Origin of the sequence: Paramagnetospirillum caucaseum, from assembly GCF_000342045.1 — a bacterium.
Taxonomy (GTDB): domain Bacteria; phylum Pseudomonadota; class Alphaproteobacteria; order Rhodospirillales; family Magnetospirillaceae; genus Phaeospirillum; species Phaeospirillum caucaseum.
In genome coordinates this window covers 18,262-30,880 of sequence record NZ_AONQ01000017.1, presented here as the reverse complement: position 1 = coordinate 30,880, position 12,619 = coordinate 18,262, and the positions used below count along the sequence as shown (strand labels likewise).

At 68.4% G+C, this 12,619-nt stretch carries 17 protein-coding genes; 6 read left to right on the top strand and 11 right to left on the bottom strand.

Annotation, left to right across the window (positions count from 1 at the left end):
* Window positions 1-10 precede the first annotated feature (10 nt).
* The 3 genes from H261_RS08075 (at window position 11) to hslU (ending at window position 3,080) form a co-directional block, all read left to right on the top strand.
* The gene (locus H261_RS08075; protein ID WP_152426771.1) at window positions 11-1,138 is read left to right on the top strand and encodes a M48 family metallopeptidase; all 1,128 of its coding nucleotides are present in this window, start codon (window positions 11-13) and stop codon (window positions 1,136-1,138) included.
* 68 nt (window positions 1,139-1,206) lie between these two features.
* The gene (hslV, locus tag H261_RS08070) at window positions 1,207-1,755 is read left to right on the top strand and encodes an ATP-dependent protease subunit HslV (protein WP_008616297.1); all 549 of its coding nucleotides are present in this window, start codon (window positions 1,207-1,209) and stop codon (window positions 1,753-1,755) included.
* On the top strand, window positions 1,752-3,080 hold the full coding sequence (gene hslU, locus H261_RS08065) for an ATP-dependent protease ATPase subunit HslU (RefSeq protein ID WP_008616280.1): 1,329 nt from the start codon (window positions 1,752-1,754) through the stop codon (window positions 3,078-3,080). Before hslV ends, hslU begins: the two co-directional genes overlap by 4 nt.
* A 110-nt stretch (window positions 3,081-3,190) precedes the next feature.
* Here hslU and H261_RS08060 read toward each other — a convergent pair whose 3' ends face one another.
* Window positions 3,191-3,559, bottom strand: coding sequence for a hypothetical protein (locus H261_RS08060; protein ID WP_008616279.1), 369 nt, complete (start codon window positions 3,557-3,559; stop codon window positions 3,191-3,193).
* Window positions 3,560-3,642: 83 nt separating this feature from the next.
* On the opposite strand from H261_RS08060, the gene H261_RS08055 reads away from it, so the two are divergent.
* The gene (locus H261_RS08055) at window positions 3,643-4,227 is read left to right on the top strand and encodes a Crp/Fnr family transcriptional regulator (RefSeq protein WP_008616278.1); all 585 of its coding nucleotides are present in this window, start codon (window positions 3,643-3,645) and stop codon (window positions 4,225-4,227) included.
* A 5-nt stretch (window positions 4,228-4,232) separates the two neighbouring features.
* Here the strand turns inward: H261_RS08055 and H261_RS08050 are convergent, their stop codons facing one another.
* The 5 genes from H261_RS08050 to H261_RS08030 form a co-directional block, all read right to left on the bottom strand.
* Window positions 4,233-4,586, bottom strand: coding sequence for a helix-turn-helix domain-containing protein (locus H261_RS08050; protein ID WP_008616277.1), 354 nt, complete (start codon window positions 4,584-4,586; stop codon window positions 4,233-4,235).
* A complete protein-coding gene (locus tag H261_RS08045) occupies window positions 4,583-5,179 on the bottom strand; it encodes a Smr/MutS family protein (protein ID WP_008616276.1) in 597 nt (198 codons plus the stop codon). The genes H261_RS08050 and H261_RS08045 overlap by 4 nt, the downstream gene beginning before the upstream one ends.
* Window positions 5,180-5,192: 13 nt before the next feature.
* Window positions 5,193-5,954: a hypothetical protein gene (locus tag H261_RS08040; protein WP_008616275.1), complete on the bottom strand. Its 762-nt coding sequence runs from the start codon at window positions 5,952-5,954 to the stop codon at window positions 5,193-5,195.
* Between the two features lie 89 nt (window positions 5,955-6,043).
* Window positions 6,044-7,228, bottom strand: coding sequence for a murein transglycosylase A (gene mltA / locus H261_RS08035; protein ID WP_040475991.1), 1,185 nt, complete (start codon window positions 7,226-7,228; stop codon window positions 6,044-6,046).
* The gene (locus H261_RS08030) at window positions 7,225-7,884 is read right to left on the bottom strand and encodes a Tim44/TimA family putative adaptor protein (RefSeq protein ID WP_008616264.1); all 660 of its coding nucleotides are present in this window, start codon (window positions 7,882-7,884) and stop codon (window positions 7,225-7,227) included. The genes mltA and H261_RS08030 overlap by 4 nt, the downstream gene beginning before the upstream one ends.
* Before the next feature lie 72 nt (window positions 7,885-7,956).
* Here H261_RS08030 and H261_RS08025 point away from each other — a divergent pair, with 72 nt between their 5' ends.
* Both H261_RS08025 and secB read left to right on the top strand, forming a co-directional pair.
* Complete coding sequence (locus H261_RS08025) at window positions 7,957-8,439, top strand: FxsA family protein (protein ID WP_008616262.1); 483 nt, start codon at window positions 7,957-7,959, stop codon at window positions 8,437-8,439.
* A gap of 62 nt (window positions 8,440-8,501) precedes the next feature.
* Window positions 8,502-8,969 carry a protein-export chaperone SecB gene (secB, locus tag H261_RS08020; protein ID WP_008616259.1) on the top strand — a complete coding sequence of 156 codons (468 nt, stop codon included), beginning with the start codon at window positions 8,502-8,504 and terminating at the stop codon, window positions 8,967-8,969.
* A 1-nt stretch (window position 8,970) separates the two neighbouring features.
* Here the strand turns inward: secB and dnaQ are convergent, their stop codons facing one another.
* The 5 genes from dnaQ to H261_RS07995 all read right to left on the bottom strand — a co-directional run bounded on the left by dnaQ (window position 8,971) and on the right by H261_RS07995 (window position 12,616).
* Window positions 8,971-9,654, bottom strand: coding sequence for a DNA polymerase III subunit epsilon (gene dnaQ / locus H261_RS08015; RefSeq protein WP_008616257.1), 684 nt, complete (start codon window positions 9,652-9,654; stop codon window positions 8,971-8,973).
* 76 nt (window positions 9,655-9,730) lie between these two features.
* Complete coding sequence (gene coaE / locus H261_RS08010; protein WP_008616255.1) at window positions 9,731-10,357, bottom strand: dephospho-CoA kinase; 627 nt, start codon at window positions 10,355-10,357, stop codon at window positions 9,731-9,733.
* Entirely contained in the window at window positions 10,354-11,190 is an 837-nt protein-coding gene (locus tag H261_RS08005; protein WP_008616254.1) for a shikimate dehydrogenase, read from the bottom strand. The genes coaE and H261_RS08005 overlap by 4 nt, the downstream gene beginning before the upstream one ends.
* A complete protein-coding gene (locus H261_RS08000) occupies window positions 11,187-11,777 on the bottom strand; it encodes a Maf family protein (RefSeq protein WP_008616253.1) in 591 nt (196 codons plus the stop codon). Before H261_RS08000 ends, H261_RS08005 begins: the two co-directional genes overlap by 4 nt.
* Window positions 11,774-12,616 carry a pyruvate, water dikinase regulatory protein gene (locus H261_RS07995; RefSeq protein WP_008616252.1) on the bottom strand — a complete coding sequence of 281 codons (843 nt, stop codon included), beginning with the start codon at window positions 12,614-12,616 and terminating at the stop codon, window positions 11,774-11,776. The genes H261_RS08000 and H261_RS07995 overlap by 4 nt, the downstream gene beginning before the upstream one ends.
* Window positions 12,617-12,619: the final 3 nt, after the last annotated feature.

The window sequence follows — 12,619 nt, the reverse complement described above, 5'->3', positions numbered from 1 at the left end:
GGGCATCGCCATGAAGCTGGGTTCCTGTCTGACCGCCGTCGCCATGGTGGCGGCGCTGGGTGGTTGCGCCCCTCAGAGCCAGCGACCAGCCATCGAAAGCGAGGCGGTCAAAGCCGAGGAACTCGAGCAGAAAAAGCTGGTAATCAAGACCATGCTCGACCAGCGTGACCTTCTTTACCGGATCAGCTATCGCCTCGCCAAAGCCGGTGCCGACTTATGCGGTGACCAGATCACATGGAGCCTTGGCTTCCTTACCTTGGGTCGGGAGGATGGGGCTGAGACCGACCATCCCACTCTGGCCGCCTTGTTCCCTGACTTGGGGAATAATCCAATCGTCAGCTATATTCCCCCGGACTCGGTGGCCGCGGCAGCCGGCCTGCGCAAAGGTGATGAAGTCATCTTGGTCGGTGAAGGTGGCGTCGAACCCAACCGGTATCTCGCCGCCAATATCGGACTCCGGCTCACCACCACGGATAACAACCCGGTCAAGCTAAAGATCCGCCGTAACGGTACTCCGCTGGATATAGCCGTCACTCCGGCCAGATCGTGCAATTACCCGGCCGGCATCACCTCGGAATCGGTGGTCAACGCTTTTGCCGATGGCCGCGGTGTCTACATCGCCAAAGGCATGATGGACTTTGTCCGGACGGACGAGGAACTGGCCCTGGTCACCGGCCATGAGTTGGCCCACAACTTCCGCAAGCATCGTGATGCCAAGCAGGGCAATGCCGTAGCGGGTCAAGTTGCCGGAACCATTCTGGACATTCTCGTCGCCGTGGCCGGCGTCAACACGGGCGGGGCCTTCGGCAAGGCCGGGGCTCAGTTGGCAGGCAACGCCAACAGTGTGGAATTCGAAGGCGAAGCGGACTACGCCGGCCTTTACGTCATGGCCCGCGCTGGATACGCCATTGATGATGCGCCGACCTTCTGGCGCCGGATGGGCGCCAACAATCCCAATGCCATCAGCCATGCGACCACTCATCCGGCCACCGCTGAGCGTTTTGTCGCCCTGAACGCGGCAATCAAGGAAATCAAGACAAAGCAGCAATCCGGTGCGCCACTGGTCCCCAATGAGAAACCCAAGGAGGCCGCGCCACAGCCGCTCCCCGGCGAACCGCCGCTCGGTGTGACCCCCTGAGACCCGACCGCGACAGGGAGGCGGGCCTTTGCTATGATGCCCGCCCCTCTTCCTTTCGGGTCCTGTCCATGTCCGAATCCTCCCTTCCCTCCTGGCACGGCACCACCATCCTGTGCGTGCGCAAATCGGGCCGCGTGGTCATCGCCGGCGACGGCCAGGTGAGTCTCGGCGCCACGGTGATCAAGGGCAACGCCCGCAAGGTGCGCAAGGTGGGCGGCGACACCATCCTGGTGGGCTTCGCCGGGGCCACCGCCGACGCCTTCACCCTGCTGGAGCGCCTGGAGGCCAAGCTGGAGAAGCATCCCGGCCAGCTGACCCGGGCCTGCGTCGAGCTGGCCAAGGACTGGCGCACCGACCGCTATCTCCGCCGGCTGGAGGCCATGATGGCGGTGGCCGACAAGGACGTCTCGCTGGTGCTGACCGGCCAGGGCGACGTGCTGGAGCCCGAGGACGGCATCATCGGCATCGGCTCGGGCGGCAATTACGCCCTGGCCGCCGCCCGCGCCCTGATCGACATCGAGTCCCTCGACGCCGAGGAAATCGCCCGCAAGGCCTTAGGGATCGCGGCGGGCATCTGCGTCTACACCAACGGCAACATGATCGTGGAAAGCCTATGAGCGCCGCCGCCTTTTCCCCCCGCGAGATCGTTTCGGAACTGGACCGGTTCATCGTCGGCCAGAACGACGCCAAGCGCGCCGTGGCCATCGCGCTCAGGAACCGCTGGCGCCGCCAGCAATTGCCCGAAAGCTTGCGCGAGGAGGTTCTGCCCAAGAACATCCTGATGATCGGCCCCACCGGGGTGGGCAAGACCGAGATCGCAAGGCGCCTCGCCCGCCTGGCCCAGGCCCCCTTCCTGAAGGTGGAGGCCACCAAGTTCACCGAGGTGGGCTATGTGGGCCGCGACGTGGAGCAGATCGTCCGCGACCTGGTGGAGGTCGCCATCCTGATGACCCGCCAGCGCCTGCGCAAGCAGGTCACCGCCAAGGCCGAGATCGCCGCCGAGGAGCGCCTGCTCGACGCCCTGGTGGGCGAGACCGCCGGTCCCGACACCCGCCAGAAATTCCGCAAGATGCTGCGCGAAGGCGCCCTGGATGCCAAGGAGGTGGAGATCCAGGTGGCCGACAGCGGGGCCGGCGGCATGCCGGCCTTCGACATCCCCGGCATGCCCGGCTCGCAGATGGGGATGATCAACCTGTCGGACATGCTGGGCAAGGCGCTGGGCGGCGGCCGCACCCGGCCGCGCAAGCTGCCGGTCAAGGAGGCCCTGGAGGCCCTGACCGGCGAGGAATCCGACAATCTGCTCGACCAGGACAAGGTGGTGAAGGACGCCGTCTGGATGGTGGAGAACCACGGCATCGTCTTCATCGACGAGATCGACAAGATCTGCGCCCGCTCCTCCGAGCACCACGTGGGCGGCGACGTCAGCCGCGAAGGGGTGCAGCGCGACCTGCTGCCCCTTATCGAGGGCACCACCGTCGCCACCAAGCACGGACCAGTGAAGACCGACCACGTCCTGTTCATCGCGTCGGGGGCCTTCCATCTGGCCAAGCCCTCGGACCTGCTGCCCGAGCTGCAGGGCCGCCTGCCCATCCGCGTCGAGCTGAAGGCCCTGTCGCGCGACGATCTGGTCCGCATCCTCACCGAGCCCGAGGCCAGCCTGCTCAAGCAATACGAGGCCCTGCTCGGCACCGAGGAGGTCCGGCTCACCTTCGAGCCCGGCTCCGTCGAGGCCATCGCCGACCTGGCCGCCGAGATCAACGCCTCGGTGGAAAACATCGGCGCGCGCCGCCTGCAGACCGTCATGGAGCGCCTGCTGGAAGACATCAGCTTCACCGCCCCCGACCAGCCGCCCGGCACCGCCGTGACCATCACCGCCCAGATGGTGCGCGAACGGGTCGGCGATCTGGCCAAGAAGGCCGATCTGGCCAAGTTCATCCTGTAGCGTCAATGGCCCGAATGCCCCCGCAGCCGGCCATACTGCGCCGCCTGCTCCGGGGTCAGCCCCGCCGTCATGGCCAGATGGGTTTGCAGATGAACCCAGCGCAGCCGGCCCTAGAGGGCGGCGATGTCGGCCACCAGGGCCTCGGCCGCCGCCGTGTCGGGATGTGCGGCGGCGAAGACGGCGTCCAGCCCGGCCTCCCGCGCCACCACCTCCCGGCCGAGGGGGATGGCCGCCGCCTTCATGCCCGCCACCAGTTCGGCCGCTGCCCGGCGCTGCGCCTCGGTCAGTTCCAGGGCATCGGCCAGTTCCAGCACATGCAGGGGACCCGGCTTGCCGTTCATCTCGGCGGGCATGGACAGGCCCATGCCGCGCCCGGCCAGCAGGCCCTCGATCTGTTGGGGATTGAGGCCGCTGGGCCGCTCGGCGGCCAAGACGGGCAGGGCGATCAGGGCAAAGGCGGCGGCAAGGGTAATCTTCATGGAATCCTCCCGTGACGAAGTGATCCACCATAGGCAGGCCCCGGCTGCTGCCATATGATCCCGATCATACCAGGGAGAAGGACATGGACGATTGGGGCAAGGTTCTGGGCGGTATCGGCGGCACCGTCCGTACCCTGGAGGCGGGTGAGGCGCTGTTCCATCGCGGCGACGAGGCCCGGGCGGTGTTTCACGTGGAGCAGGGCCGCCTGCGGCTGATGCGCTGCGGCGCCGACGGCTCGGCGGTGACCCTGCATGTGGCCCGTGCCGGTTCCCTGTTCGCCGAGGCCGCTTTGTTCGCCCCCCATTACCATTGCGACGCCGTGGCCGAGACCGATTCCCGAGTGCGGATGTTTCCCAAGGCGGCATTGCTGCTTTACCTCCGTGCCCATCCCGACCTCAACCTGGCCTTCTCCGCCTACCTCGCCCGCGAGGTGCAAAGGCTGCGCGGCCGGCAGGAGGTGATGCGCCTTCCCCATGCCCGTGATCGGGTGGTGGCCTGGCTGACTCAGCTGGGCGCCGCCGAGGATTCCGTCGCCCTCGATCGCCCCATTTCCGTCGCCGCCCAGGAAATCGGGCTGACCCACGAGGCGCTGTACCGCACCCTGGCCGCCCTGGTCGCCGAAGGCCGGCTGGAGCGTCCGGGCAAGCGGGTGTTCCGGCTGCGGTGACCGGGCTATCGCCCGTCCAGCACCGCCAGCAACCGCTCCACCATCTCCTCCGGCAGCTCACGGATCGAGCGCCCCAGGCGGTTGGCCAGTTCGGTATGGGCGGGGGTAAGGCCCGAGGTGTCCAGCGTCACCTTGGGGTGGGACAGTTCGGCCAGGGCCTTCAGCTCCTCGGCCTCGTCCCAGATGCAGCCGAGATAACCACAGATCTGCATCACCAGGCCGGGAGCCGGGCGGCCGCGATGGCCGTGTTCCAGCGCCGAAAGATAGGCGGCGGAGATGTGCAGGTCGGCGGCCATCCGGCGCAGCTGGATGCCCTTGGCGTCGCGCAGGGCGCGGATGCGGGCGCCGAACGGTGTCATGCCCGCTGTCTGCGGATCAGCACGTAGAGCGCGCCGTCGCCGCCATGGCGCGGCTGGGCGTAGGAAAAGCCCAGGATGCGCTCGCGCAGAGGGCTCTGGTTGAGCCATCGCGGCACCTGGGCGCGCAAGATGCCGACCCCCTGGCCCCCCTTCCCCTTGCCGGTCACCACCAGGACGCAGCGGCGCTGCGCCGCCCAGCAGCGCTGGATGAAGGCGGTCAGCTGGGCGTGGGCCATGTCCTGGGTCAGGCCGTGCAGATCGAGATCGGCCTCGATCTCCATCTCGCCCTTCTTAAGCCGTTCGGCGGAGCGGCGGTCGAGGCCGGGGGCCTTGCCGTGGTGCAGTTCGCCGTGGCCGCTGCGGGGCGGGGCGGGGGGATGGGCCGAGGGCCGCGCCGGCGGAACGCCGGGCGGCGGCGGGGGAGAGGCCACCGGCTCGGGCAGGGCAGCGGCTTCCGGCGAGGGATCGGCGGGCGGCGAATGGCCGGGCAGCGGCCGGGCGTCGGCGACCACCGCCTTCCACACCTTGATCTCGTCGGCGGTGACCACCCGGCGGCGGGGCTGGCGCGGCTCGACCAGACGCCCCCGGCTCATCGCCCGACGATCCTCATGATTTTGGCACGACCTCGTCGCGCGGCGGGTCCTCGTCGGCGATGGACGCCCAGCGGTCCCCGGGCTTGGGGGCAGGCGGCGCCATGATCTCGGGCGCGGCGGCGGGAGAAGGAGCAGGGGACGGCGCGGGCTGCACCGCATCGGCCAGGGGGGCGGTCTCCATCACCACCGGCGCCGGCTCGGCAATCGCCTCGGACGGCGGAGCCGGGGCGGCGGCGGGCTGGGCGGGCGGCGCCGTCATGCGCGGACCGGCGGGAACCGGGGCGTTGGCCATGGGCGCCTGGGCCTGGGGCTCGCCCTCGCCGAGGTTGCGGCGAATGAATTTGCGCCAGTCGCCCTTGGGCGCCAGGCAGGGGGCCTCGTTGACCCCCTTGACCACCAGGGCGATGCCGCCCAGCTGCCACAGGGCGACGAATTGCGGATAGCTGCCCAGCAGATAGGCCAAGGCGCGGGTTTTCAGCCGCCAGGCCACGTAATATTTGTTGCCGTAGAGATGGGCCAGGACGCAGAGCGTCATGGCGATGATGCCGGTGGCGATGCCGGTGGCCAGCAGGACGACCAGGGCCAGGGTGGCCTCGATGGTCAGCGGCAGCAGATGGTCCCAGTGCTGATGCACCGGCGAGCCCTGGAAATCCAGCAGGCGGGGATCGGTGTAGACCTGGACCTGACCGGCGCGGATGGCGGCGCACAGCTGCTCGTGCAGCTGTTCCTCCTCGCGTCCCTTGCGTTCCCGCCATTCGGCCAGCAACCGGCTCATCGCCGCGATCCACTCCGTCCTGAAGTCATCATATCACGGCGAAGGATGGAGAAGAGGGACCCGGAAGGCAACCCCTACCTCTCGGCCCCCTATCTCTCGGCAAGCCGGGGAGAACGGGCCTTGGGCAGGAACACCACCAGCCGCCCCGGGCTCTTCATCTTGCCGGCGATCTGGAAGGCGGCCTCGCCGGCTCCCCAGAACACGTCGCCGCGCACCGGGCCCTTGATGGCGGCGCCGGTATCCTGGGCCATCATCAGGCGGCGCAGCGGCTTGCCCGCCGGATCGACGCTGTCCAGCCACACCGGGGCGCCCAGCGGCACGAAGCGCGGATCGACGGCCAGCGAGCGCTCGGGCGTCAGCGCCACGCCCTCGGTGCCCAGCGGCCCGTCGGTGCCGGAATTGAGACCATAGAAGATATAGCGGGGATTGCGGCCGAGCAGGGCGCGGCCTTCCTGGGGGTTGGCCTTCAGCCAGGCGCGGATGGCCGGCATGGAGGTGTCGGCGCCCAGCTTGCCCTCGTCCTTCATCACCTTGCCGATGCCGATGAATTTGTGGCCGTTGCTGCCGGCTACGCCCAGGCGAATCACCGTGCCGTCGTCCAGGCGCACCCTTCCCGAGCCCTGGATCTGCATGATGGCCAGATCCACCGCGTCGTCGGTCCACGCCACCACCGGGGCCTTGCCGTCGAGGGCGCCCCGTTCAATCTCGGCGCGGGTGGGATAGGGGACCAGCCGTCCGTTCTCGACCCGGCCGACCAGCTGTTCCCCCGCCCAGTCGGAGCGGAACCTGCCGAGATCGGCGGTGACCAGATCGCCGGGCTTGCCGTGGATGGGCTGGGCGTAGGCCCCCTGACGCTGGCGCGACCCCCTGATCTCCGGCTCGAAATAGCCGGTGAACAATCCGTCGGTCTTGCCGTCGCCGGTGACCTGCCAGGGGGTGAACCACGTCTCGAACAGGACGCGCACCGCCTTGTGGTCGCCCTCGGCCACCCGGGCGGCGGCGGCACAGGGGGGATACCAGTCGGCGGCGGTGCCGCCCACCCCCTCGAAGCCGATGGATCTGTCGGTGGGCAATTTGGTGACGCGGTTGCAGGATTTGAGCAAAGCGGGCAGCACCCGGGCCGATTCATCCGCCGACCAGCCGGCCAGCTGGTCATAGCCCAGGGGCTGCAGCACCATGCGCCCCGGCCCGGCCGGCGGCGCGGGGGCCGGTTCCGGCGTGGCGCAGGCGGCCAAGGCGGCGGCCACCAGCAATACGGTGGCGATATTCCTCATGCGTCGGGCGTATGGGTGGCGGCCAGCGCCCAGTTGGGATCGGCGGAGCGGGTGTCGCGGCGGAAGGTCCACAGGTCGATCACGTCGATCACCCGCTCGGGATTGCCCTCGACCACCTCGCCCTTGGCGTCGCGCAGCGCGTTGACCTGCTCGCTGACGAAGCGGATGGTCAACGCGGCGAAACGGCCATCCATCCCGGCTTCGACCAGCTCGGCGGAGCGGATGCCCACCAGTTCGGTCTGCAGCGTCTCGCCGTGCTGGCGCCGGGCGTCGATGGCGTCGCTGAAATGGCGGTAGACGTCGGGGGCCAGCAGCGGCTGCAGCGTCGCCTTGTCGCCATGGGCGAAGGCGATGACCACCATCTCGAAGGCCGCCTTGGCTCCCCCTAAGAAGCCGTCCAGGTCGAAGCCCCGGTCGGCGGCGCGGATGGCGGCCAGACCCTGGCCCACCGGCGTCTCGGCCGGCGGTTCCGCCGCCGAGCGGCGGGCGCTTTGCAGGTCCACCACGTTATCGGCGGGGGAGTCCGGCTGGCTCCACTGTTCGGGCGGGCGTTCGGCGCCGGTGCGCTTGCCCAGCACGCTGCGCAGGCGCAACACCAGGAAGGCGGCGACCATGGCGAAAAAAACGATGTCGAGAAAGTGATAGCCGTCGTTCATCAGGCCAGTCCGAGGTAGGGTAAGCTGCTTGTCCAGTCAAAGACATAAGGCGGGTTGGGAGAAAGAGCAAGCATGGCATGGGCATTCCTGGTCGGCATACTAACCTTGCCGGTAGCCGAGATCATGGTGTGGATTCGCGTGGCCGATTCCATCGGCGGGCTGGCCACCGTGGCGCTGACCGTCCTGGCCATCCTGGCCGGCTCGGTCCTGCTGCGCCACGGCGGGCTGGGCATGGCGCTGGAAGTACGGACACGGATGGCCCGCGGCGAGCCGCCCGGCCCGGCGGTGTTCGACGGAATCTGCATCGCCCTGGCCGGTTTCCTGCTGCTGCTGCCCGGCTTCATCACCGACGCAATGGCGCTGATGCTGATGCTGCGGCCGGTGCGCATCCTGCTGCTGCGGGTGGTGGCGGCCCGTGTCGTGGTGGGGAATCCGGGGGCGGGACCGGGCGCCGCCCCCCATGCCGGCCCCACGATCATCGATGGCGAATACGAGATCATTCCCCCCGAACCCGGCCGGTCCCAACCTTCGGACCACAAGCGGCTTGAGCCGTAAAGGTGTCCGTGCTACGCCCCTTGCCAGCCTTTTGATCGAAGTCTTCCCATTCGGAGAGCACCATGACCGACGCCCAGACGCCGTCCGAGGATCTGCCCCAGCTGCAGGTCAACATGCAGTACATCAAGGATCTGTCCTTCGAGATCCCCGGCGCGCCCCATTCCTTCATCGAGATGCAGGGCAAGAATCCCGAGATTCCGATCCATGTGGACGTCAACGTCGCCAATGTGGGCGCCAACGCCTACGAAGTGGTGCTGCACCTCAAGGTCGAGGCCCTGCTGGAAGGCAAGGCGCTGTTCATCCTGGAACTGGCCTATGCCGGCGTGTTCACCCTCAACCTGCCGGAAGACCAGATTCACCCGGTGCTGCTGATCGAGTGTCCGCGCCTGCTGTTCCCCTTCGCCCGCAACATCGTCGCCGACATGACCCGCGACGGCGGCCTGCCGCCGCTGCTGCTGCAGCCGCTGGATTTCGTCCAGCTCTACCGCGCCCGCGTGGACGAGATGAACGCCCAGCAGGGTCAGGCCTGACCTATTCCCTGAGCCACACGGCGTTCTTGAACTTGGCCACGAACGCCGTGTGCGCCGCGCTTTCCTCCTCGGTCGGGGCGTGGGGCCGGGGGGCGCGGAACTCGCGCCTGACCTCTGCCGCCGAGGCATTGCCGCCGCCGTTACCCTTGCCGCCACCCAGTTCGAGACCCGGCTGGCGCCCGCCGATCAGCTGGAGATAGACCTCGGCCAGCAATTCCGAATCCAGCAACGCCCCGTGCCGGGTCCGGTGGGTGTTGTCGATCTCGAAACGACGGCACAGCGCGTCCAGATTGGCCTGGGCGCCGGGAAACTTCTTGCGCGCCATCAGCACCGTATCGATGGAGCGGCTCATGGGCAGCGCCGGAAAGCCCAGCCGCGCCAGTTCGGCATTGAGGAAGCGCATGTCGAACTCGGCGTTGTGGATGACCAGCGGCGCGTCGCCGATGAATTCCAGGAAGTCGGCGACGATCTCGGCGAACAGCGGCTTGTCCGACAGGAAATCCGCCGACAGGCCGTGCACCTTGAAGGCCTCTTCCGGCATGTCGCGCTCGGGGTTGCAGTAGCGGTGGAACACCGAGCCGGTGGGCAGGTGGTTGAACAGCTCGACGCAGCCGATTTCCACCAGCCGGTGGCCGCTCAACGGATCAAAGCCGGTGGTTTCCGTATCGAGCACGATCTCGCGCATGGGCACTGCCTTTTCCTGACATAGATTCAGCCACAGATGAACACAGATTCCCGCTACGCGGGACACAGATGAAGATCTATCTGTGTCTATCCGTGTTCATCTGTGGCCACTTTCCCTCACGTACCGCCCAAACCAAAGCCTTCAACCGCTTCAGGGCCGGACCCTTGCCCAATCCGGTGGGAATTACCGCGTCGGCCTTTCGCCGCTTTTGCCAATCGGGCATCTGCTTGGCAAGCACCGCGTCAAGCCGGGCCCGCGTCATGCCGGGCCGGGCCAGCACCCGGGCGGCCTGCAGGAAGGCCGGCGCGCTGACCACCGCCACCACGTCGCAGCGCGCCTCGCCCCCGGTCTCGAACAGCAGCGGGATGTCGAGCACCACCAGGGGCGTGCGGCGGCGGCGGTGACGGGCAAGAAAATCACGCTCGGCGGCGCGCACCAGGGGATGGACGATGGCTTCCAGCGTCTTCAGGGCCGCATCGTCGCCGAACACCTTGGCGCCCAGGGCCGCCCGGTCCACCGCGCCCCCCCTGACCACCCCGGGAAAGGCGGCGTCCACCGCCGCCACCGCCTTGCCATCGCGAGCGAACAGGGCGTGCACCGTGGAATCCGCGTCGTGCACCGGCACCCGCAGCAGACGGCGCAGCATGGCGGCCGCCGTGCTCTTGCCCATGCCGATGGAGCCGGTGAGACCCAGGATCTTCATGACAACACGAAGGCTCGCAATTCGTCACTGACCACCGGCCGCCGACCGAACCACGCCGCAAAGCCGGGCACCGCCTGATGCAGCAGCATGCCCAGCCCGTCCACCACCGGATTGCCGCGCCGCCGGGCGCGGGCCAGCAGATCGGTTTCCAGCGGCACATAGACGATATCGTTGACCAGCGCCGTCTGGGGAAGGGCCGAGAGGTCGAGGTCCAAGTCCGGCTGACCGCTCATGCCCAGCGTGGTGGTGTTGACCAGCAGGGCGCAGCCGTCAAGCATTCCGGCCCGTTCGCTCCACTCCACCACCCGCACCGGGCCGCCGAGATCGGCGGCCAGTATCTCGGCCCGCTCCCGCGAGCGGTTGGCGAGACGGATTTCCGGCACGCCGGCATCGGTCAGCGCCGCCACCACGGCGCGGGAAGCGCCGCCGGCGCCGATCACCGCCGCCGGGCCGGAGGCGGGCGCCCAGGCGGGGCAGCCCTGGCGCAGATTCTCGAAAAAGCCGTAGGCATCGGTGTTGCGGCCCTCCAGCGATCCGTCGTCACGGGCCACCAGGGTGTTGACCGCGCCGATGCGCCGGGCCAGGGGATCGAGATGATCCACCAGTCTCATCACCGCCTCCTTGTGGGGAACGGTGACGTTGGCGCCCCTGAACCCCATGCGGGGCAGGGCGCGGATGACGGCCTCCAGATCGCCGGGCGCCACCGGCAACGGCAGATAGGCGCCGTCGATATCCAATTGTTCCAGCCAGAAGCCGTGCAGGCGGGGCGAACGGGAATGGGATACCGGCCAACCCAGCACCCCGGCCAGTCTGGCCTTGCCCGAGACGATCATGAAACCAGCTCTCCGTTGTCGCGCAGGAAATCCATCAGGGCCAGCAGCGGCAGGCCGAGAATGGTGAAGAAATCGCCCTCCACGGCGAGGAACAGTTGGGCGCCCAACCCTTCCAGCTGGTAGGCCCCCACCGAGGACAGCACCGCCTCGCCCGCCTGCTCCAGATAGGCATCCAGGAAGGCTTCCGAGAAGTTGCGCATGGTCAGCCGGGCCGCCTCGGTATGGTGCCACACCCGCCGCCCGTCCCTGACCGCCACCACCGACGAGGTCAGGCGGTGGGTCTTGTGGCGCAGCGCCAGCAACTGGGCGCGGGCCGCCGGGCGGTCGGCGGGCTTGTCGAACCATGTGCCGTCGCAGTCCAGCATCTGGTCGGCGCCGATCACCAGGGCGCCGGGATGGCGGGCCGAGACCCGCACCGCCTTCAGTTCGGCCAGCACCTCGGCCACCCGGGCGGGATTGCGGGTTTCGGCGGCCAGCGAATCCTTGACCGCCGCCTCGTCCACCGCCGCCACCTCCACGGCAAAGGCCACGCCGGCCTCTTCCAGCATGCGGGCCCGCGCGCGGCTGGCCGATGCGAGGACGATCATGACGGCACGCCCTCCGCCTTGACGCCGCGCTTTTCCAAGTGGCGTTCGTAGAGCTGGATGATGGCCGCCGAGGCCTCCTCGATGGAGCGGCGCGTCACGTCGACCACCGGCCAGCCCAGGCGCGAGAACAGGCGGCGCGCCTGCTGGACCTCTTCCTTGACCTTTTCGAACTGGGCGTAATCGGCTTCCTCTTCCTGGTTGAGCAGGCGCAGCCGGGCGCGGCGGATGTCGGACAGGCTCTTGGGGTCCTTGGTCAGGCCGACCACCAGCGGTTTCTTGGTCCGCTCCAGCTCGGGCGGCAGCGGCACGCCGGGCACCAGGGGATAATTGGCGCATTTCAGGCCGCGATTGGCCAGATACATGCAGGTGGGAGTCTTGGAAGAGCGCGACACGCCGACCAGCACGATATCGGCCTGATCCACCAGTTCGATCAGCTGGCCGTCGTCGTGGGACAGGGTGAACTGCATGGCGTCGATACGGCGGAAATACTCGGCGTCCAGCTGGTACTGGCGGCCGGGCAGGGCGGTGACCTCCACGCCCAGGAAGGCCGACAGCCCGGCCATGACGGGATCGAGCAGCGAGATGCAGGGAATGCCCCGGTGGCGGCAGGCTTCCTCCAGCAGGCCGCGCACCGCGCCGTCCACCAGGGTGAAGAACACCAGGCCGGGATTGTCCTCGATGCCGGCGATGACCCGCTCCACCTGGCCCTGGGTGCGGACCAGCCACCAATTATGCTGGATGGGCTGCACGCCCTCGAACTGCACCAGACAGGCGCGGGCGACCGACGTGACGGTCTCGCCGGTGGCGTCGGAAACGAGATGAAGGTGAAAGCTCCGCATGGC